The 20,554-nt window shown below is 72.2% G+C and carries 15 protein-coding genes; 4 read left to right on the top strand and 11 right to left on the bottom strand.

The genetic code is table 11. From position 1 onward, the window contains the following. Window positions 1-158 precede the first annotated feature (158 nt). The 7 genes from thyX to eccD all read right to left on the bottom strand — a co-directional run bounded on the left by thyX (window position 159) and on the right by eccD (window position 8,104). Entirely contained in the window at window positions 159-893 is a 735-nt protein-coding gene (gene thyX / locus FHX73_RS07200) for an FAD-dependent thymidylate synthase (protein ID WP_145904187.1), read from the bottom strand. 86 nt (window positions 894-979) lie between these two features. After that, window positions 980-1,414 carry a tetratricopeptide repeat protein gene (locus FHX73_RS07205; RefSeq protein WP_145904188.1) on the bottom strand — a complete coding sequence of 145 codons (435 nt, stop codon included), beginning with the start codon at window positions 1,412-1,414 and terminating at the stop codon, window positions 980-982. Continuing rightward, entirely contained in the window at window positions 1,414-2,175 is a 762-nt protein-coding gene (gene dapB / locus FHX73_RS07210) for a 4-hydroxy-tetrahydrodipicolinate reductase (protein WP_145904189.1), read from the bottom strand. Before dapB ends, FHX73_RS07205 begins: the two co-directional genes overlap by 1 nt. Window positions 2,176-2,185: 10 nt before the next feature. Then, a complete protein-coding gene (locus tag FHX73_RS07215) occupies window positions 2,186-3,538 on the bottom strand; it encodes a M16 family metallopeptidase (protein ID WP_145904190.1) in 1,353 nt (450 codons plus the stop codon). Window positions 3,539-3,626: 88 nt separating this feature from the next. After that, on the bottom strand, window positions 3,627-5,840 hold the full coding sequence (locus FHX73_RS07220; RefSeq protein WP_145904191.1) for a polyribonucleotide nucleotidyltransferase: 2,214 nt from the start codon (window positions 5,838-5,840) through the stop codon (window positions 3,627-3,629). A gap of 409 nt (window positions 5,841-6,249) precedes the next feature. Then, window positions 6,250-6,540 (bottom strand): 30S ribosomal protein S15, encoded by a 291-nt coding sequence (gene rpsO, locus FHX73_RS07225; RefSeq protein WP_145904192.1) that lies wholly within the window; start codon window positions 6,538-6,540, stop codon window positions 6,250-6,252. Between the two features lie 106 nt (window positions 6,541-6,646). Beyond that, the gene (gene eccD / locus FHX73_RS07230) at window positions 6,647-8,104 is read right to left on the bottom strand and encodes a type VII secretion integral membrane protein EccD (RefSeq protein ID WP_145904193.1); all 1,458 of its coding nucleotides are present in this window, start codon (window positions 8,102-8,104) and stop codon (window positions 6,647-6,649) included. 214 nt (window positions 8,105-8,318) lie between these two features. Between eccD and eccCa the strand changes: the two genes are divergently transcribed. Together eccCa and FHX73_RS07245 are read left to right on the top strand one after the other, a co-directional pair. After that, window positions 8,319-12,263: a type VII secretion protein EccCa gene (gene eccCa, locus FHX73_RS07235; protein ID WP_145904194.1), complete on the top strand. Its 3,945-nt coding sequence runs from the start codon at window positions 8,319-8,321 to the stop codon at window positions 12,261-12,263. Window positions 12,264-12,765: 502 nt separating this feature from the next. Next, window positions 12,766-14,172: an APC family permease gene (locus FHX73_RS07245; RefSeq protein ID WP_145904196.1), complete on the top strand. Its 1,407-nt coding sequence runs from the start codon at window positions 12,766-12,768 to the stop codon at window positions 14,170-14,172. A gap of 77 nt (window positions 14,173-14,249) precedes the next feature. Here FHX73_RS07245 and mycP read toward each other — a convergent pair whose 3' ends face one another. The 4 genes from mycP to eccB form a co-directional block, all read right to left on the bottom strand. Further along, window positions 14,250-15,512 (bottom strand): type VII secretion-associated serine protease mycosin, encoded by a 1,263-nt coding sequence (gene mycP, locus FHX73_RS07250; RefSeq protein WP_170304869.1) that lies wholly within the window; start codon window positions 15,510-15,512, stop codon window positions 14,250-14,252. A gap of 144 nt (window positions 15,513-15,656) precedes the next feature. Continuing rightward, window positions 15,657-15,953 (bottom strand): WXG100 family type VII secretion target, encoded by a 297-nt coding sequence (locus FHX73_RS07255; RefSeq protein WP_145904198.1) that lies wholly within the window; start codon window positions 15,951-15,953, stop codon window positions 15,657-15,659. An 83-nt stretch (window positions 15,954-16,036) separates the two neighbouring features. After that, entirely contained in the window at window positions 16,037-16,339 is a 303-nt protein-coding gene (locus FHX73_RS07260; RefSeq protein WP_145904199.1) for a WXG100 family type VII secretion target, read from the bottom strand. Between the two features lie 192 nt (window positions 16,340-16,531). Then, window positions 16,532-18,124, bottom strand: coding sequence for a type VII secretion protein EccB (gene eccB, locus FHX73_RS07265; RefSeq protein ID WP_145904200.1), 1,593 nt, complete (start codon window positions 18,122-18,124; stop codon window positions 16,532-16,534). A 307-nt stretch (window positions 18,125-18,431) separates the two neighbouring features. Between eccB and eccE the strand changes: the two genes are divergently transcribed. Both eccE and FHX73_RS07275 read left to right on the top strand, forming a co-directional pair. Continuing rightward, window positions 18,432-19,685 (top strand): type VII secretion protein EccE, encoded by a 1,254-nt coding sequence (eccE, locus tag FHX73_RS07270; protein WP_246213405.1) that lies wholly within the window; start codon window positions 18,432-18,434, stop codon window positions 19,683-19,685. Beyond that, window positions 19,685-20,449 (top strand): hypothetical protein, encoded by a 765-nt coding sequence (locus FHX73_RS07275; protein ID WP_145904202.1) that lies wholly within the window; start codon window positions 19,685-19,687, stop codon window positions 20,447-20,449. The genes eccE and FHX73_RS07275 overlap by 1 nt, the downstream gene beginning before the upstream one ends. The last annotated feature ends 105 nt before the right edge of the window (window positions 20,450-20,554 follow it).

The raw sequence follows: 20,554 nt of genomic DNA on the forward strand, positions 1-20,554 counted from the left end.
ACCGAACGGCAGGAATCCGGGCAAAGCATGGAATTCCGGTGCTACCTGCTCGGGGGTTCAAGCAGCACCGGAATCCGTGTCCCGAGCCTAGGGAGCGCTACATTCCGTCGCAATCCAGACATGCCGGACCAGTGCGCCCATATGCCTATCGGCCCAGGTCAGGGTGCGAGCCGGCCGTGCTCGCTGAAGGCCGCATGGGTGAGCGGCATCAGACCCGCCCACAGCTGTTCCATCTGCTCCGCGACCATCTCGATCTCGCGCTGCGGGAAGGTCGGCATCTTGCCCCGCTCGTCCTTGGTGCGCAGCGAGAGGAAGTGCATCAGCGAACGGGCGTTGCAGGTCGCGTACATCGAGGAGAACAGGCCGACCGGGAGGACCGCCCGGGCCACCTCGCGGGCGATGCCGGCGTCCAGCATCTCCCGGTACTCGGTGTAGGCGGCGGTGTAGGCCCGCTCCATCGAGGCGGTGGCGGCCTCGTGCTGCTCCGGGGTGCCCTCAAGGAACTCGTACTTGCCCGGGCGGCCGACCTGCACCAGCTTGCGCTCCTCGGCCGGGACGTAGAAGACCGGCTGCAGCTCGCGGTAGCGGCCGCTCTCCTCGTTGTAGGACCAGCCGGTGCGGTGCCGGTGGAACTCGCGGAACACGAAGATCGGCGCACTGATGAAGAAGGTCATCGAGTTGTGCTCGAACGGGGTGCCGTGCCGGTCCCGCATCAGGAAGTTGATCAGGCCCTTGGACTTCTCCGGGTCCTGCCCGATGGCGTCCAGCGACTGCTCGCCGGCGGTGGACACCCGGGCCGCCCAGAGCACGTCGGTGTCGGTGGCGGCGCTGCGGACCAGCTCCACCGTGACGTCGCTGCGGAACGTGGGGGCGGGCCCCTGTGCGTTGGTCACGCGTTACTCCTCTTTCAGAACCATCTCGCGGTCAGCAGCCTAGGGACCCACCGGGACCATCCGGGTAGTCACCAGTGGTACCAGGATCAACCGCGCAGCTTGATGGCGTGGTGCATGGTCTTGCGGGCGCGCGGCGTGTCGCCGGCGTCCGCGTAGGCGACGGCGAGTCGGAACCAGACCCGCCAGTCCTGCGGGGTGGCCTCGGCCTCGGCCTTGCGCCTGCCGAACACCTCGTCGGCCGAGTCACGGTCGACCCGGCCGCCGGAGGTGCGGCGCAGCTCGTCCACCGGGAGTCCGCCCTCGGCCTCCAGCTCCTTGGACATCGCCTCGGTGGTCCGCCCGAACCGGATGGTCTGGCGCAGGAACCAGATGCCGATCGCGGGGATGACGAAGGCGCTGACGCCGATCCCGATCCCGGCGACCTTGCCGGTGGCGATCAGCTGCACCCCCTCCAGCACGCAGACCAGCGACACCACCACGAGGGCGGCGGCCAGCAGGAAGAATCCGGTGCGCGAGGTCATCACAGGTCCATGAAGTTCTCGAGCCCGAAGGTCAGCCCCGGCGCCTCCACCACCCGGCGCACGCCGAGCAGGATGCCCGGCATGAAGCAGCTGTGGTGCAGCGAGTCGTGACGGATCGTCAGGGTCTCGCCGGTGTCGCCGAACAGCACCTCCTGGTGGGCCAGCAGGCCGCGCAGCCGGACCGAGTGCACCGGCACGCCGTCCACGTCGGCGCCGCGGGCGCCGGGCAGGCCGTGGGTGGTCGGGTCGGTCTGCACGGGCAGGCCGGCCGCCTCCCGGGCGGCGGCGATCAGCTGGGCGGTGCGGCCGGCGGTGCCGCTGGGCGCGTCGGCCTTGCCCCGGTGGTGCAGCTCGACCACCTCGACGGACTCGAAGTAGCGGGCGGCCTGCTGGGCGAAGCGCATGGTGAGCACGGCGCCGATGGAGAAGTTCGGCGCGATCAGGCAGCCGACCGGTCCGCTGGCGGTGCCGGGCGCGGCGGCCAGCCAGCCGTTCAGCAGCTCCAGCCGCTCCGGGGTCCAGCCGGTGGTGCCGACCACGGTGTGGATGCCGTTGGCGGTGCAGTACTCCAGGTTCCGCATCACCGAGTCCGGGTGGGTCAGTTCGACCGCCACCTGGGCGCCGCTGGAGACCAGGGTCTCCAGCTCGCTGTCCCGGCCGAGGGCGGCGACCAGCTCCAGGTCCGGAGCGGCCTCGACGGCCTTGACGGCCTCCGAGCCGATCCGGCCGTTGGCACCGATCACGGCTACGCGCAGGGTCATCTCTTCGTCCTCACTTCAGGTAGTCCGCGAGCCCGGCGGCGCGCTTGGCGCTGATCGGGCCGATCAGCGCGAGCGAGGGCCGCCGCGCGCCCAGCACATCACGGGCCACCGCGCGGACGTCGTCCAGGGTGACGCCGGCGATCCGGCCCAGCATGTCGTCGACCGACAGGTGCTGGCCGTAGGACAGTTCGGCCTTGCCGATCCGGTTCATCAGCGAGCCGGTGTCCTCCATGCCGAGCACGGTGGAGCCGGAGATCTGGCCGATCGCCCGGGCCAGCTCCTCCTCGGTGATGCCCTCGGCGACCACCCGGTCGAGCTCCTCGCGGCAGATCCGCAGCACCTCCTCGACCCGGCCGGGCTGGCAGCCGGCGTAGATGCCGAACAGGCCGCTGTCGGAGTAGGAGGAGGAGTACGAGTAGACCGAGTAGGCCAGGCCGCGCTTCTCCCGGACCTCCTGGAAGAGCCGCGAGCTCATGCCACCGCCGAGCGCCGAGTTGAGCACCCCCAGCGCCCAGCGCCGCTCGTCGTGCCGGGGCAGGCCGGGGCCGCCGAGCACCAGGTGGGCCTGCTCGGTGGGGCGGTTGAGCAGTTCCATCCGGCCGGCCGTGCGCACCGCGCGCTCGCCCCGCCGGGCCTCGGACGGCACCGCCGTGGAGCGTTCCAGCACCGGCGCGAAGGCCTCCGCGACCTGGCGCACCACGGCCTTGTGGTCGAGGTTGCCGGCCGCGGCCACCACCAGGTGCTCGGGGCGGTAGCGGCGCTTGTAGAAGCCGGCGATCTGGTCCCGGGACAGTCCCTTGACGGTCTCCTGGGTGCCGAGGATCGGCCGGCCGAGCGGCGCGCCGCCGTAGATCACCTTGGCGAACAGGTCGTGCACCACGTCGCCCGGGTCGTCCTCGGCCATCGCCATCTCTTCGAGGATGACGCCGCGCTCGGCCTCCACGTCCTCGGAGCGGATCAGCGAGCCGGTGACCATGTCGCTGACCACCTCGATGGCCAGCGGCAGGTCGGTGTCGAGCACCCGCGCGTAGTAGCAGGTGTTCTCCTTCGCGGTGAAGGCGTTCATCTCGCCGCCGACCGCGTCCAGGGCGGCCGAGATCTCCAGCGCGGAGCGCCGGGCGGTGCCCTTGAAGAGCAGGTGCTCCAGGTAGTGGGTGGCACCGTTGAGCTGCGGGGTCTCGTCCCGGGAGCCGACGCCGACCCAGATGCCGAAGGTCGCCGAACGGACCGTCGGCAGGGTCTCGGTGACGACCCGCAGGCCGCCGGGGAGAACGGTGCGGCGGACCGTGCCGGCGCCGTCCGCGCCCTTCAGCAGGGTGCGGGTGCTGCCGGGCCGCTGGTGCGCAGCCGAGGCCTGGGCCACGGGCCATTCCTTCTTTCGATCAACGGAGGAACAGGGTGCGGCCCGTACGCCGCTCGGGCGTACGGGCCGCGGTGGGGCTAACGGAGCGTCACTCCGAGGCCGCGTCCTCGGTCGCGCCCTCTTCGCCCTCGATGACCGGGATCAGCGAGAGCTTGCCGCGCGGGTCGATCTCGGCGATCTCGACCTGCACCTTGGCGCCGACGCCGAGCACGTCCTCGACGTTCTCCACGCGCTTGCCACCGGCCAGCTTGCGGATCTGCGAGATGTGCAGCAGACCGTCCTTGCCCGGCATCAGCGAGATGAAGGCGCCGAAGGTGGTGGTCTTCACCACGGTGCCCAGGTAGCGCTCGCCGACCTCCGGCATGGTCGGGTTGGCGATCTGGTTGATCGTCGTCCGAGCGGCCTCGGCGGCCGGGCCGTCGGAGGCACCGATGTAGATGGTGCCGTCGTCCTCGATGGTGATCTCGGCGCCGGTGTCCTCCTGGATCTGGTTGATCATCTTGCCCTTGGGGCCGATGACCTCACCGATCTTGTCGACCGGGATCTTGATGGTGATGATCCGCGGCGCGTTCGGCGACATCTCGTCGGGCGCGTCGATCGCCTCGTTCATCACGTCCAGGACGTGCAGGCGGGCGTCCTTGGCCTGCTTCAGCGCGGCGGCCAGCACCGAGGCCGGGATGCCGTCGAGCTTGGTGTCCAGCTGCAGCGCGGTGATGAAGGTGCGGGTACCGGCGACCTTGAAGTCCATGTCGCCGTACGCGTCCTCGGCACCGAGGATGTCGGTCAGCGCGACGTAGTGCGTCTCGCCGTCGATCTGCTGGGAGATCAGGCCCATCGCGATGCCGGCGACGGCGGCCTTCAGCGGCACACCGGCGTTCAGCAGCGACATGGTCGAGGCGCAGACCGAGCCCATCGAGGTGGAGCCGTTGGAGCCCAGCGCCTCGGAGACCTGCCGGATCGCGTAGGGGAACTCCTCGCGGGTCGGCAGCACCGGGATCAGCGCACGCTCGGCCAGCGCGCCGTGGCCGATCTCGCGGCGCTTCGGCGAACCGACGCGGCCGGTCTCACCGACCGAGTACGGCGGGAAGTTGTAGTTGTGCATGTAGCGGCGCCGGGTCTCCGGGGAGAGCGTGTCCAGCTGCTGCTCCATGCGGAGCATGTTCAGGGTGGTGACGCCCAGGATCTGGGTCTCGCCACGCTCGAACAGGGCCGAGCCGTGCACCCGCGGGATCGCCTCGACCTCGGCGGCCAGGGTGCGGATGTCGGTGACGCCGCGGCCGTCGATCCGGACCTTGTCCGTGATGACCCGCTCGCGGACGATCTTCTTGGTCAGCGCGTTGTAGGCGGCGCTGATCTCCTTCTCGCGGCCCTCGAACTCCGGGAGCAGCTTCTCGGCGGCGACCGCCTTGACCCGGTCCAGCTCGTTCTGGCGCTCCTGCTTGCCGGCGATGGTCAGCGCCTTGGCCAGCTCGCCCTTGACGGCGGAGGTCAGCGCGGCCAGCACGTCGTCCTGGTAGTCCAGGAAGACCGGGAAGTCGCCGGTGGGCTTGGCGGCCTGGGCGGCCAGCTTGGACTGCGCGGCGCACAGCACCTTGATGAACGGCTTGGCGGCGTCCAGGCCCGAGGCGACGATCTCCTCGGAGGGGGCCTCGGCGCCCTCGGCGACCAGCTTGATGGTCTTGTCGGTGGCCTCGGCCTCGACCATCATGATCGCCACGTCGCCGTCCGGCAGCACCCGGCCGGCCACGACCATGTCGAAGACCGCGTCCTCAAGCTCGGAGTGGGTCGGGAAGGCCACCCACTGACCCTTGATCAGCGCGACGCGGACGCCGCCGATCGGGCCGGAGAACGGCAGGCCGGCCAGCTGGGTGGAGGCGGAGGCGGCGTTGATCGCGACCACGTCGTACAGGTGGTCGGGGTTGAGCGCCATGACCGTGACGACGACCTGGACCTCGTTGCGCAGGCCCTTGACGAAGGACGGGCGCAGCGGGCGGTCGATCAGGCGGCAGGTCAGGATGGCGTCCTCGGAGGGACGGCCCTCACGACGGAAGAACGAGCCGGGGATCCGGCCCGCGGCGTACATCCGCTCCTCGACGTCGACGGTCAGCGGGAAGAAGTCGAAGTGCTCCTTCGGCTGCTTGGACGCGCTGGTCGCCGACAGCACCATGGTGTCGTCGTCCAGGTAGGCCACCGCGGAGCCGGCGGCCTGGCGGGCCAGGCGGCCCGTCTCGAAGCGGATGGTACGGGTGCCGAAGGAACCGTTGTCGATCACGGCCTCGGCGTAGAACACGTTCTCTTCCACCTGGAAGATCTCCTCTTTCGTACGTCTCCGGGAGAGCGCCCCCGCGCTTGCCTGCCGGGTTGGCCCTGGTAGCCGGGCCGGTCTTCGATCGAAGCCTCCGGCGTCTGCCCCGCTCGGTCTGCGGGGATTCCGGGGGCCACTACCGAGGACCGGCGCCTCGCGGCGGCCAGGCCTCCAGCGGTGGGCGTCTGGACGCTCTCCTGGCTGCGGGCGGCTTCCGTTTGAAGCCTTCGTCCCGCTTGGGGTTGTCGTGCGGATGGCGTGGGCGCGGTGATCGCGCCACCACCCGGCATGCCCACAACCCTACGGTGCGAATCTCGGCCGCCCCGGGAGGCGGACCCAAGAAATTCGCGGGCCGGTACGCGCGAGGGGCGGCTCCCCGAGTGGGGAGCCGCCCCGGGCGGCAGTCTTAGCGGATGCCGCCGGCGGCGCCGCGGCGGATGCCCAGACGGTCAACCAGCGCACGGAAGCGCTCGATGTCCTTCTTGGCCAGGTACTGCAGCAGGCGACGGCGCTGACCCACCAGGATCAGCAGGCCACGACGGCTGTGGTGGTCGTGCTTGTGGAACTTCAGGTGCTCGGTCAGGTCCGAGATGCGGCGCGAGAGCATCGCGACCTGCACCTCGGGAGAGCCGGTGTCGCCCTCCTTCTGGCCGAACTCGGCGATGAGCTGCTTCTTGACGTCGGCGGCGAGTGCCACGGCGACTCCTTCTCTGATGACCGAGCGATCCTGGTCTACGGCACAGGATCTCCATTTGACTCGGAGGCCCCAGCGTACCAGCCGGTTCGTACCGTCCGGTCAACGGCTAGCTGGTAGCGCCCCTGGCCAAGGCGTAGACGTTCAGCACGGCCAGCGCCAGCGGCACCAGCGACATCAGCAGCAGGCTGTCCACCAGGTCCAGGATGCGGCCCCAGAACGGCGACACCCCGCGGCGCGGCACCACCAGGGCGATCGCGGTGAGCAGCGCGGCGCCGAGCGCGACCGAGCCGCCCAGCCAGATCGTCCGCAGGTCGACCGCGGTGGTGCTGGTCGCCTTCAGGATGAACAGCGGGGTGTTCAGCGACAGGCCCAGGATCAGCAGGCCCAGGCCCACCAGGCCGGCGACGGTCAGGCTGAACACCTGCGCGGTGTAGCGGAACAGCCGCGCCCGCAGCATCGTCGAGACGCCCAGCGCCAGCGCCAGCAGCTGCGGGTACATCGCGTCGCTGAAGCCGAGCACCGCGCAGGCGCCGACCACCACGGCGGCCGAGCCGCCGACCAGGCCGACCAGCACCTCGTGGCCGCGCCGGGCCTGGTGGGCGATCCGCTCGTACTGCACCGCCTCGGCCCGGCTGGTCTCCTCGGCCAGCCGGCTGCTGCGGGTGCGGGTCTGGCCGGGGGCGCTGAAGCCGACCGGGAGCCGGGCGAAGCGCGCCGACAGGGCCGGCAGGAAACCGACCGCGGCGACCGCGGCCACCCCGGCGACGGCGGCGATGTGGCTGACCGGGGTGGACGGCAGCAGCACCGCGGCGAAGGTGGCCAGGGTGCCGGCGGCGGCCAGGAAGGCGGCCGCGACGAAGACCGAGTCGCGCTCCGGCAGCAGGCCGACCAGCAGCACCGAGACGATCAGCACCGCCACGCAGCCGACCAGGAACTGCAGCCGGCCCGGGCCCTCGTAGCGGTGCGCGACCGCGAGCACCCCGGTGCCCGCGATCAGCGCGTGCGGCAGTGCGCCGATGCCCAGCGCCACCCCGGCGCCGGTGTCGTCGTAGACCCGGGCCCGGACGCCGGCGAAGCCGACCAGCACCACCGCGGCCACGCCGGAGAGCACCCCGGGCAGGCCGTGCATGTCGTGCCGCAGGTCGGAGAACCAGAGCGCGAAGCCGAGCAGCACGATCAGCAGGGTCGAGCCGGTCAGGCCGAACGCCCGCATCAGGTCGGGGGTCCAGAACCGCCGGTCGGCCTCCACCGCGCTGGCGATGGCGTCCGCCACGTCGTCGTAGACGGCCGGCGGCAGCGACTCGGCGAACGGGCGCAGGCTCAGCAGGTCGCCGTCGCGGACCTGTTGGGCGGCCAGCGGCAGGCCGCTGTCCAGCACCGTGCCGTCCCGGCGGACCAGATGGAAGCCGGTCGGCGCACCCTCCTGCTGGGTCTGGCCGGAGAGCCGCAGCACCTCGGGGTAGACGTCGGCCAGCGGCACGTCCTCCGGCAGCGCGACGTCGATCCGGCTGTCCGGCGCCACAACGGTGACCCGGCAGAATCCGGTCGCTGTGTTGGCACTCAACAGTGCTCCCCCTTACTGCTCACTGCTTCCGCTGACCCAGAGTTGGCGCTGCGTCACCCTACCGTCTGGCACCGCCGCGCTGGTCCGGCGGTACTCCACCGGCCCGGGCCCGGCGGGGCTGGGTAGGATCGGCCCCTGCGCGCGCGGGGGCACGAGCGTCGTACACACAGGGGAAGCCCCGCCGAGGACCTGTCGAGTCGCGTGAGGGCGGTACATGAGTGTCGTAACGGTCAAGCGTCCGGCCCGGGCCTACCCCCCGGTGGTGCCGGAGGAGCCGGTGGAGCTGGTCGCCCCGCCGGAACTGGCCCGCGGAGGCGGCGACGACTGGATGATGAGCCTGCTGCCGATGCTCGGCATGGGCGGCTCGGCGGCCTTCTTCTTCATGCCCGGCGCGGCCCCGATGATGCGGGTGATGGGCGTGCTGATGCTCGCCTCCACCGGCGGCATGGCGGTGGCTCAGGTGATCAAGGCCCGCAAGGGCGGCAACGCCGGACTCGCGGACGAGCGCCGGGACTACCTGAAGTACCTCCAGCAGATGCGCCGTCAGGTCCGCAAGACGGCCGAGCAGCAGCGCGGCGCCCAGCTCTACCTGCACCCCGAGCCGGACCAGCTCTGGTCGATCGTGGCCGAGGGCCGCCGGCTCTGGGAGCGCCGCCCGGGCGACCCGGACTTCGCGCAGATCCGGATCGGCCGCGGCCCGCAGCAGTTGAGCACCCCGCTGGTGGCCCCGCAGACCGCGCCGATGGAGGAGCTGGAGCCGCTCTCGGCCGACGCGATGCGCACCTTCCTGCAGGCCCACGGCACCCTGCAGGACCTGCCGCTGGCGGTGGCGCTGCGCGCCTTCTACCACATCACGGTCTGCGGCGACCCGGACACCGTCTACGGCAGCGTCCGGGCGATGATCGCCCAGCTGACCACCCTGCACGCGCCCGACGACCTGGTGGTCGCGGTGGCCGCCGCCCCCGGCGCGCTGGAGGAGTGGGAGTGGACCAAGTGGCTGCCGCACACCCAGCACCGCAAGGAGGCCGACGGCGCCGGCTCGCGGCGGCTGATCGCGGCGGGCCTGGGCGAGTTGGAGGGCCTGCTCGCGGACGAGCTGGCCGGTCGCCAGCGGTTCTCCCGGGACGCCCAGCCGAGCTCCGACCAGCCGCACCTGGTGGTGGTGCTGGACGGCGCCTCGATCCCGCCGGACTCGGTGCTGGCCGGCATCGACGGGGTGCACGGGGTGACCGTGATCGAGGTGGTGCCGGGCGAGCTGGACGAGCCGACCGGGCACCTGCTGATCACCGTGTCGCCGCAGGAGCTGCTGCTCCAGTCGGCCTCCGGCGCCGCCTACGAGGGCGTGCCGGACACCCTGTCGGCCTGGCAGAGCGAGGCGCTGGCCCGGCAGTTGGCGCCGTACCGGATCTCGGCCGGCGGTGACGACGAGCCGCTGCTCTCCAACCTGGACTTCACCGACCTGATGGGGGTCGGCGACGCCGGCTCGGTGGACGTCTCGCGGACCTGGCGGCCGCGCGCCCAGCACGAGAAGCTGCGGGTGCCGATCGGTGTCGGGGCGGGCGGCGAGCTGGTCCACCTGGACATCAAGGAGGCCGCGCTGGAGGGCATGGGCCCGCACGGCCTGTGCGTCGGCGCGACCGGTTCCGGCAAGTCCGAGCTGCTGCGCACCCTGGTGCTGGGCCTGGCGATGACGCACTCCTCGGAGACGCTGAACTTCGTGCTCGCCGACTTCAAGGGCGGCGCGACCTTCGCCGGCATGGCGGACATGCCGCACACCTCCGCGGTGATCACCAACCTGGAGGGCGAGCTCACCCTGGTGGACCGCATGCGGGACGCCATCGAGGGCGAGCTGAACCGGCGCCAGGAGCTGCTCCGCTCGGCCGGCAACTACGCCAACCTGAACGAGTACGAGCGGGCCAGGGCGGCCGGCGCGGCGCTGGACCCGCTGCCCTCGCTGGTGCTGATCATCGACGAGTTCTCCGAACTGCTCACCGCCAAGCCGGACTTCATCGACATGTTCATCCAGATCGGCCGGATCGGCCGGTCACTCGGGGTGCACCTGCTGCTCGCCTCGCAGCGCCTGGAGGAGGGCAAGCTGCGCGGCCTGGACACCTTCCTCTCCTACCGGATCGGTCTGCGCACCTTCTCGGCCGCCGAGTCGCGGGCCGCGATCGGCGTGCCGGACGCCTACCACCTGCCGCCGGTGCCCGGTGTCGGCTACCTGAAGTTCGGCACCGACGTGATGGACCGGTTCAAGGCGGCCTACGTCTCCGGTCCGTACCGGGCGCCGGGCCAGCAGCGCTCGGCGGGCCGGGTGTCCGGGGTGCAGCCGGTGCGGTTCACCGCCGCGCTGGTGCCGGTGCAGGCGCCGGTCGAGCCGGTGGCCGAACCGGAGCCGCAGCTGGACGACGCGCTGGTGGACACCGTGCTGGACGTGATCGTGCAGCGGATGACCGGCCAGGGCCCGGCCGCGCACCAGGTGTGGCTGCCGCCGCTGGACGAGGCGCCGAGCATGGACCAGCTGATGCCGCCGCTGCTGGCCGCCCCGGAACGCGGGCTGACCTCGCCGGAGTTCGGCGCGCTGGGCCGGCTGGTGGTGCCGGTGGGCATCGTGGACAAGCCGCGCGAGCAGCGCCGCGACGTGCTCTACCAGGACTTCTCCGGCGCGGCCGGCCACGGCCTGGTGGTCGGCGGTCCGCGCTCGGGCAAGTCGACCCTGATCCGCACCATGGTGGCGGGCTTCGCGCTCACCCACACCGCGGTGGAGACGCAGTTCTACCTGATGGACTTCGGCGGCGGCGGCTTCCAGTCGATCCAGGGGCTGCCGCACGTCGGCGGGGTGGCCGGGCGGCTGGACGCCGACAAGGTGCGCCGGATGGTCGCCGAGGTGCACGGCGTGCTGAACCGCCGCGAGGAGCTGTTCCGGGCCACCGGCATCGACTCGATCACCACCTACCGCACCCGCCGGGCCGCCGGGCAGCTGCCGGACGAGCAGTTCGGCGACGTCTTCCTGGTGATCGACGGCTGGCTGACCTTCCGGCAGGAGTTCGAGCCGCTGGAGCCGGTGATCAACGACATCGCCCAGCGCGGTCTGGGCTACGGCGTGCACCTGGTGCTCACCGCGGCCCGCTACGCCGAGGTCCGCCCGGCGCTCAAGGACGCCCTGCAGAACCGCACCGAGCTGCGCCTCGGCGACCCGATGGAGTCGGAGGTCGACCGCCGGGTGGCGCAGAACGTGCCGCAGGGCGCGGCCGGCCGCGGCCTGACCTCCGGCAAGCTGCACTTCCTCAGCGGGCTGCCGCGGATCGACGGCTCCTCGGAGACCGACGACCTGGTGACCGGCGTGGCCGGGCTGGTGGAGGCGGTGAACGCGGCCTGGAGCGGCCCGCGGGCGCCGCAGGTGCGGATGCTGCCGGCCGTGCTGGACGGCGACTCGCTGCCCAAGGGCTTCGAGGTGCCCGAGCGCGGCGTGGCCTTCGGGCTGGACGAGATCGAGATGGCGCCGGTCTTCGTCAACTTCGAGACCGACCCGCTGTTCATCGTCTTCGGCGGCAGCGAGTCCGGTAAGTCGGCGCTGCTGCGGATGCTGGTCAAGCAGATCACCGAGCGCTACACCCCCGACCAGGCCGGCATCGTGATCGGCGACTACCGGCGCGCGCTGCTCGGCACGGTGCCGCCGGAGTACCTGGTGGAGTACGCGGCGGCGCAGCCGGCCCTCAGCTCGATCGTGGAGATGCTGCGCGGCGCCTGCGCCCGCCGGCTGCCCGGTCCGGACGTGACCGCCGAGCAGCTGCGCAACCGCAGCTGGTACAGCGGCAAGGACATGTTCGTGATCGTGGACGACTACGAGCTGGTCGCCACCTCCTCGGGCAACCCGCTGGCGCCACTGGCCGAGTTCCTGCCGTTCGCCCGGGACATCGGCCTGCGGGTGATCATCGCGCGCAGCGCCGGCGGCGCGGGCCGCTCGCTCTACGAGCCGCTGATGCAGCGGATGCGCGAGCTGGGCGGCCAGGGCGTGCTGCTCTCCGGCAACAAGGACGAGGGCGCGCTGCTGGGCACCGCCAAGCCGCAGCCGCTGCCGCCGGGCCGGGGCGTCTTCGTCTCCCGCCGGGTGACCTCGGGCCAGATGGTGCAGACCGGTTGGCTGCCCGTGACCTAGTCACGGTGAGTGATGACCGAGGGCCGGGTGCGTTCACCGCACCCGGCCCTCGGTGTCTCCGGGTGTCCGGAAGCCGGAAAGTTATCGACGATTTTCCGGCCCTCGGCTGCGGTTATCGTCGCCGGTCGGCGGGGGTGCGGCGGCGGTGCGGCGGGCCGGGAGGCCCCTGGTGCTGCCGCGATGAGCGGCCAGCCAGACCTTTGATTCATGTGCCGTCACGAGCGTTCACCTTTGATTCATGCCCGGTTGGCCAAAGTTAACAAGTCGGACATCAGTGGTGACAGCAGAACGTGATCTTCACTTCGGATGGTTATGCGGGCTACCGCAACGGATTCCGAAGGTCAACCGGCATTGACGCGACCCATACGCCCGCCCACCATTGGCGACTCGGGAGCGACACCACGCAGGACCCCAGCGGACCCCCACCCGGAGGCGATACCGCTCCCCACCCCAGCACCGCACAGGACGCGCAAAGCCGCGCTGAGCCGATCGGATCCCGTCCATGACCGACACGCTTCGCCCACCCGCCACCACCCCCGCGGTGACGGTCAGTACCGCGGAGGCACCGCGCAAGCTGGCCCGCTCACTCGGCGTCGTGGGCGGAACGCTGCTCACGCTCTCCTGCGTCACGCCGGCGTCCTCGCTCTTCGTCCTGGTGCCCGGCCTGTTCAACACGCTGGGCACCGCCACCGCGATGACCATCGGGATCGGCGCGATCATCTGCGTCGCGGTCGCCTTCGCCTACTCCGAGCTGGGCACCCTGATCCCCAGCGCCGGCGGCGAGTACGCCATGGTCGGCACCCTGGCCGGGCGCTTCGCGGGCTGGCTCTCCTTCATCCAGTCGCTGATCGTGGTGATGATCGTCCCCTCGGTCATCGCGCTCGGCACCGCCGCCTACCTGGCCCCGATCGTGCACGTCAGCGCCCCGCTGGCGGGTGCCGCGGTGATGCTGGCGGCCACCGTGGCCGGCCTGCTCGACCTGCGCGCCAACGCCTGGATCACCGGCATCTTCCTGGTGCTGGAGGTGATCGCGGCCGGTGTCGTCTCGGTGCTCGGCTTCGCCCACCAGCAGCGCGGCCTGGGCACCCTGCTGCACGGCGTGACCGCCGACGGCCACGGCATCACCAGCACCGTCGGCCTGGGCGGGATCGTCGGCGCGATGGGCGTGGCGCTCTTCGTCACCCAGGGCTTCTCCACCGCCATCTACCTCTCCGAGGAGCTGGAGAACCCGCGCCGCAACGTCGCCCGCACCGTGCTGTGGACGCTCGGCCTGTCCGTCGTGGTCATCATGGTCCCGGTGGTCGCGATCACCCTGGGCGCCCCCGACCTGGCCACCCTGACCGCCGGCGACATCTCCGGCATGGTGGCCGGCTGGAGCGACTCGGCCCTGGGCACCTTCATCAGTCTGTGCATCGCGCTGGCGATCATCAACGCCGGCATCGTGATGGTGATCCAGAACTCCCGGGTGCTGTTCGCCTCCGGCCGCGACAAGGCCTGGCCGGAGCCGGTCAACAAGGCCTTCGGCACGCTGAACCGGTTCAACGCCCCGTGGATCGCCACCCTGGCGGTCGGCCTGCCCGGCGCCGCCTTCTGCTTCGTCCCCGGCAACCTGCTGAGCAACATCACCGGTGTCGCGGTCAGCGCGCTCTACCTGCTGGTCGCGGTCGGCGCGCTGCTCTCCCGCCGCGGCGCCCACAAGGACGTGCCCGCCTGGCGCCAGCCGCTGTGGCCGGTGCTGCCGGTGCTGCTGATCGTGGCGCTCGGCTACGTGCTCACCCAGCAGGACCACAAGGCGCTGGTCTGGACCGGCGTGATCACCGCCGTCGCCTCGCTCTACTGGGCCTTCTACCTGCGCCCGCGCCAGGAGACCCGCTGGGTGATCACCCTGCCGGAGGACGAGCAGGTCTGACCCGCCCCGATCCACCACGCGCGAGGGCCCGGACACCGCTGGGGGTGTCCGGGCCCTCGCGCGTTCGGCGCGCCCGGCTACCGCACCGCCCGGCGCCGGCGCAGGTCGCGCAGCACCACCGTGCCGCCGAACAGCGCGGCGACCGCGACCACGGCGGTGCCCAGCACGTAGGTGGCGGTGCGGCGGTCACGGTCGGCCTGGGTCTCACCGAGGCCGAGCGGCTGCGGGATGATCTGCGTGTTGTCCAGCCGGACCGCCGGGTCGGCCGCCGGGGCGTCGGCCGGCGCGGAGGTGTCGGTGACCGCCTTCAGCGGGTCCACCACGCCCCAGCCGATGTACGCGTTGCGGCCGCGCTCGACGCGCTGCGCGGTCTGCTCGATCCGGGCCCGGATCTGCCGCGGGGTCCAGTTCGGGTACTCCTGCACCAGCAGCGCGGCCACGCCCGCCACGTAGGGCGCGGCGAAGCTGGTGCCGTCGTCCACGCACTGGCCGTGGCTCGGCACGGTGGAGAGCATGTCCACCCCGGGGGCGGCCACCTGGACGAAGTCGCCGTACTGCGAGAACGAGGCCCGCTCGTTGTTGCGGTCGGAGGCGCCGACCGCGAGCACCGTCGGGTAGGCGGCCGGGTAGGTGGGCTGACCCTGGCCGTCGTTCCCGGAGGCGGCGACCACCACGATGCCCGCCTGTTCGGCCGCGGCCAGCGCCTGCTGGAGCCCGGCGCTGCCGGTGAAGTCGGGGCTGCCGCCGACCGACCTGACGTCCTGGGAGATGTTGATCACCCGGACGTTGTCCGCCTGCCGGTCCTTCACCGCCTCGTTGATGGACTGGGTCAACGTGTTGACGTCGCCGTCGCCCGCGTCGTCGTTCTGACGGATCGTCAGGATGTTCGCGTCGGGCGCGAGACCGACGAAGCCGACACCGGGCATCGGGGTGGCGGCGATGATCCCGGCCACCTTGGTGCCGTGGCCCACCGGGTCGGTGGTGGAACCGCCCTGGGCCTGCACCGGCGGGTTCTGCGACTTGTCCATCAGGTAGGTGGTGCCCGAGATCACCTTGCCCGGCCGCGCCAGCTGCGGGTTGGTCGGGTCCACCCCGGTGTCGATCACCGCGACCGTCACGCCCTTGCCGGTCGCCGTCTGCCAGAGCCGGTCCAGCTGCACCCGCTGCAGCGCCCACGGCTCGGCCGGCACGTCCGGGGCCGGGAAGGTGCAGTTGCCCGCGGCCGAGATCCCGAGCGGCGTCCACGAGGTGGCGCCCGGATCCGATGCCTGCGCCGGCCCGGTCCCCAACAGGCCCAGCACCGCCGCGATCGCCGCCGACCGCCCCAGCGTCCGCCTCACCACGACTTCCCTCACCCCGTCACCCCGTCACAGCGTCAGCCAGAAGATCAAGCCGGAAGATCAACCGGCACAGCGCGGGAGCGGGCGCCCGCTCGGACGCCCGCTCCCGTTCGTGCCCAGCACCGTGCTCCGCGGAGCGACGGATCACGCGTGCCAGATGCCCGCGTTCGCGGCCTCGGTCGCGGTGTAGTGCGCGTGGGCGTCGTCGAGCGCTCCGGCGATCTTGAGCAGGGTCTCGTGCAGGTCCTTCGCCTTGCTGTCCCAAACGGCCTGGCGCTGGTTGTAGCCCTCCTGCGCCGCGCCGGTCCAGGTACCGCAGATGGCGACCACCTTGGCGCGCAGCTCGTCCAGCTGGCCCTGGATGGTGGTGGCGCCGCCGCGGACCGCCGCGCCGGCGTTCTGGATCGTCTCGAACGTGACCTTGATGTGACCGTCAGACATGTCTGGCTCCTTGTCAGTGAATGGTGGACCAGGCGGTTCGACTGGGCGAGCCACCCGCTGGAGGCGTTGCCGTGAGCGCCTGCTCAGGCAGCGCTGCCGCCGAAGTTGCCGCTCTGCGCCGACTCGGTCTGCGAGTAGTTCTTGGTCGTGGTGTCGATCGCACCCGCGATGTCGAGCAGCACCTTGTTCAGCGCGGTCGCGTCGTCGTTCCACTGCGACTGGAGCGTGTGGTACGCGGTCGCCGCCTGGCCCTGCCAGCCGGCCGCGATCTCGTCGATCAGCGAGTTGAGCTTGCCGATCTCGCTCTGGATCTGCCCGGCGACATCGTTGATGTGCTTCGAGAACGCCCGCATCTCCTCAGCGGTCGTCGTGAAAGTACCAGCCATGTTCCACCGTCCCCCATGAGACTGACTTCTCCGGGTGTCTCGTCACCCTGCCCACCCGAAGGACATCACGGTGTGACGTCTGCGAGCACTGTAGCCGTGACCACTGACCGGCCCAACACCGGTTTCCGATTGGTTACCCAGTCATGACGTAGTTCCGGTCCGCAGCACGCCCGCCCAACCCGGCCTGCGGCCTCAGGAGTTCTGCTCCTGGGTGGCGGCGTTGGTGTTCAGCGCCGGGCCCGCCGGGATCAGGTCCGACCACGCCTTGGGCACGTTGACCGGGGTGTCCCCCTGGTAACCCAGGCGCGCCTGCGCCTCGTTGACCTGCGGCTGGGCCGGCTGCTGGCTCGGCGAGGGGGCCGGCGACAGGGACTGCCCGGCCACCGTGCCCTCGCTGTTGGCCGGCACCGAGTAGCGCAGGCCGGTCTCGGTGATCAGGAAGTTGCTGCCGGAGCCGTTCTGGTTGCCGTTGTCCATCGCCCGGTAGAAGAGGCCGTGGCCCGCGCTGACGTGCGCGGTGTTGGCCCCGGTGGTGACCGGGGCCGGGAAGTCGGGGCCGGCCCAGACGGTCTGGTCGGGGACCACCGTCCCGTCCGGCCTGGTGGTGTACGTGCCCTTGAAGGTCGAGCAGATCACCGGCTGCCCGCTCGCCGCGTCGCCGCTGTTCAGCGGGGCCCCGCTCTGCGCCGCCGGCCAGTCGCCCGGGGCCTGCATCGCCGAGTCGTCCTCCTCGGGCTGGACGGCGTTGAGGTCCTTCGGGGTGAGCTGGGCGATGGTCGGCGCCGGGCCGGCGTTGCTGTAGGCGACCTGGGTCGCCGGGTTCAGCTGCATCAGCTGCGCCTGGAAGGCCGACACCTTGTAGAGGTGGTCGCTGCCCAGCACGTAGTAGGCGTCCCGCTGTTCGGTGGTGAACAGCCGGCCGACGACCCGCTCGGTCTGGTCGGACAGCGGCACCGAGGAGCGCACCTGGTGGTTCGGGTCCATCCCCTTCACGCTCGGGAAGGTGATCGGGGTGCCGGGGTGCAGGGTGCCCAGCCACTGCGCGGTGACCGTCTCCGGCTTCGCCTGGTTGCCGAAGAGCGCGCGCTGCAGCGCCGGCACGTTGTCGCCGGGGGCGCCGATCTGGTGGCTGGTGTCGCTCGGATCGACCAGGTAGGTCGGCCCCGCCGAGCCGTCGTCGTTCTTCACCTGCACGTACAGGTTCTGACCACCGGTCAGCACGCGGGTCGGGCTGGCGAGCGCCGCCGCGTCCGCGTCGGCCGCCAGGAAGACGCTCTGGTTGGGGTGCGAGGCGTCCGCGCCCGGGCGGTCGCAGACCGACCAGGTCTTCGGCTTCGCCGCGTCCGCCGAGGTGGGCAGCTTGTCCGGGGCGAACGGGATGCCGATCGTGGCGCCGTGCCACTTGTACTGGTCCAGCACCGAGTCGGCCACGAAGACCACGCTGGAATCGGCCGGCAGCACCAGCTTCGCCGAGGCCATGTTGACCACCGGGTGCAGCCGCTTGGTGCCGTCCTGGTCGGTCAGCAACACGTAGCGGGTGGTCGAGTCCTTGCCGACGATCACGTTCTTGCCGCTGTCCCAGCCCACCGGCGCACCGGGCTTGATCATCCCCCAGAGCCCGAAGCCCGCCATCACCAGGGCACCGACCACCAGCGAGGGCACCAGCGCGCGGACCGGCCGCGGCGCGTCCTCGTCGCTGCCCCCGCCCTCCGGCTGCAGGAACGCGCCCACCGTGCGCTTGCGCGCGAAGGTGTAGGCGTTCAGCTCGTCCCGCCTCGATGCCATTGCCCCGTCTCCCCTGTTCGAGCGTCCGGCGGGCCATTCTGCCGCCCGCCGGGCCCGCCGACCGCCCAACCCTCTACGATGCGGCTGACGGTGAGTACCGTACGGGTACAGTTCCGCGCCCGGCCAGCCGGGCCGTGACGGCGAATCAGCCGGGCCGTGACAGCGATTCAGAGGGGGCACCCGGGGGATGCCGAGCAAGACCGCTTCGAGGCGGCGCAGGGCGGGCGGCCGGGCGGCCGCCCCGGCCCCGACCGCGCCCGTGCCAGCAACGCCACCGCAGTCCGGGACGCCCCCGGTCACCCTGAAGGTGCACCCCAGGCCCGGCCTGCTCGGCCGCCGACTGCGGCTCCAGCAGCTGGTGCTCGTCGAGGTCGCCGCCGCCCTGGTCGCGGTCGGCTGGACGATCGACCGGATGGCGGCGATCGGCGCCGCCGTGCCCGCCCTGGTCCTGCTGGTCTTCGCCCTGGTCCCGGTGCGCGGCCGCACCCTGGGCGAGGCCCTGCGGGTGCGCTCCGCCCAGCGGGCCCGCCGCCGCGAGAGCCCCGGCAGCGTGCCGCCCGGCACCGACCCGGCCCTCGCCCCCGCCCTGGAGCTCGACCCGGCGCTGCGCACCTGCACCCACGCCACCGAGGCCGACCTCGGCGGCGGCCGCCCGGTGCGCCGCGAGACCGGCATGATCGGCGACGGCACCTTCCTCACCTCGGTGCTGCTGGTGCAGGCCAAGGACCAGCCGCTGCGCCCGACCCGCACCACGCTGCCCCTCCCGCTGGACGTGGTCTGCTCCGCGCTGCGGGTGGACGACATCGCCCTGGAGTCGATCCAGGTGGTGCAGCACACCCAGCCCGCACCCGCCCCGCACCTGCCCGAGCAGGCGCTGGCCGCCCGGGCCTACCGGGAGCTGCCGGGCGGCCCCACCACCCCCGCGCTGCGGCTCACCTGGGTCGCGCTCAAGCTCGACCCGGAGCGCGCCGCCACCGCCGTGCTGGCCCGCGGCGGCGGCGAGGAGGGCGCCCGCAAGGCACTGCAGCGGGTCACCGACCAGCTGGCCGGCCGGCTGAACAGCGCCGGCTTCACCGCCACCGTGCTGGACGAGCGGGAGCTGATCGCCGCGCTCTCCATCGCCACCTGCGCCAACCCGCTGGCCACCACCGGCCGGCAGGGCAGCGGCTCCGGCGGCCAGGTCAACCGGCGCACCCAGGAGATGCGCCGGTTCTGGCGGGTGGACGACCGCTACCACACCACCTACTGGGTCTCCCGCTGGCCGCAGCTCGGCCTGCGCGACGGCCGGGCCGGCCGGACCACCGCCCCGGACCTGGTCAACCTGCTCACCGGCGTGCCCGCGCTGGCCAGCGCGTTCAGCCTCACCGCCCGCCCGGGCACCGGCGACGCGGTGGCGCTCAGCGGCCACGTCCGGGTGGTCGCCCGCAGCGAGCACGACGCCGCGCAGTTCGGCCGGCAGCTGGAGCAGCGCGCGCAGAGCGCGGGCCTCGGCCTCAGCCGGCTCGACCAGGAGCAGGCCCCCGGCCTGCTCGCCACCCTGCCGCTCGGGGGAACCTGCTGATGGCCTACCAGACCCGTCCGGCCACCGCCCCGCAGGCCGACCCCGAGCGCGGCCGGATCGCCCGGATCCGGGCCGGCTTCGGCCTGCGCGGCCCGCGCCGCGAACAGCACGTGCTGGCCGCCGACGAGCTCTCCGCGCTCTCCTTCCCGGTCGGCGACGACGGCGTGGTGATCGGCGAGGACGCCGAGCGCCGCCCCGCCGTGCTCGGCCTGTTCCGGCCCACCGCCTACGACGTGGTGCTGGTCGGCGGCATGTGGACGGCCCAGGTGCTGGCGCTGCGGGCCGCCGCGACCGGCGCCCGGGTGGCGGTGGAGACCGCCCGCCCGCAGTTCTGGTCACCGCTGGCGCAGGCCGCCGGCGGTGGGCAGCCCTGCCTGACGGTGCACCAGATCGGCCGCCTCGGCGCGCAGGGCGCCTCGGTCTCGGCGCCGGTGCTGGTGGTCCGCGACCTCGGGCCGCGCCCGCCGCGCAGCCGGCTCTCGGCCAGCCCGTGGCAGTCCACCCTGACCCTGCTGCCGTTCCTCGGGCCGAACGCCGCCCGGGTGCTGAACACCGCCGACCTGGTCGGCGTGCAGCGGGTCTCGCCGCAGGAGGCCGAGCTGGTCGGCCGGGTGCTCACGCTGCCCGGCCAGGACGTGGCCACCCTGCCGACGCTGACCGACGACCTGACGCTCTGGTCCACCCGGATCCGCCGGCAGTACGTCCGGACCGAGCCGGTCCCGGCCGAGCAGCAGTTGCTGGGGCCGCCCCGCCGGGTCGACTGACGGCCCGTCGGGGGCCCTGTCCGGGCCCCGGCGCTCCCGAAGGCGCACTCAACCTGGCAAGGTACAGGTTCTAGTCTTGTGCCTACGGCACCGCGAACAGCGGCG

Origin of the sequence: Kitasatospora viridis, assembly GCF_007829815.1 — a bacterium.
GTDB classification, from domain to species: Bacteria; Actinomycetota; Actinomycetes; order Streptomycetales; family Streptomycetaceae; genus Kitasatospora; species Kitasatospora viridis.

What these genes read in the sequence shown, in the direction of transcription:
- FHX73_RS07260 (WP_145904199.1), bottom strand. Translation starts at nt 16,339, where the DNA reads ATGGCTGGTACTTTCACGACGACCGCTGAGGAGATGCGGGCGTTCTCG.
- eccB (WP_145904200.1), bottom strand. Translation starts at nt 18,124, where the DNA reads ATGGCATCGAGGCGGGACGAGCTGAACGCCTACACCTTCGCGCGCAAG.
- FHX73_RS07255 (WP_145904198.1), bottom strand. Translation starts at nt 15,953, where the DNA reads ATGTCTGACGGTCACATCAAGGTCACGTTCGAGACGATCCAGAACGCC.
- FHX73_RS07245 (WP_145904196.1), top strand. Translation starts at nt 12,766, where the DNA reads ATGACCGACACGCTTCGCCCACCCGCCACCACCCCCGCGGTGACGGTC.
- FHX73_RS07275 (WP_145904202.1), top strand. Translation starts at nt 19,685, where the DNA reads ATGGCCTACCAGACCCGTCCGGCCACCGCCCCGCAGGCCGACCCCGAG.
- eccCa (WP_145904194.1), top strand. Translation starts at nt 8,319, where the DNA reads ATGAGTGTCGTAACGGTCAAGCGTCCGGCCCGGGCCTACCCCCCGGTG.
- dapB (WP_145904189.1), bottom strand. Translation starts at nt 2,175, where the DNA reads ATGACCCTGCGCGTAGCCGTGATCGGTGCCAACGGCCGGATCGGCTCG.
- FHX73_RS07205 (WP_145904188.1), bottom strand. Translation starts at nt 1,414, where the DNA reads ATGACCTCGCGCACCGGATTCTTCCTGCTGGCCGCCGCCCTCGTGGTG.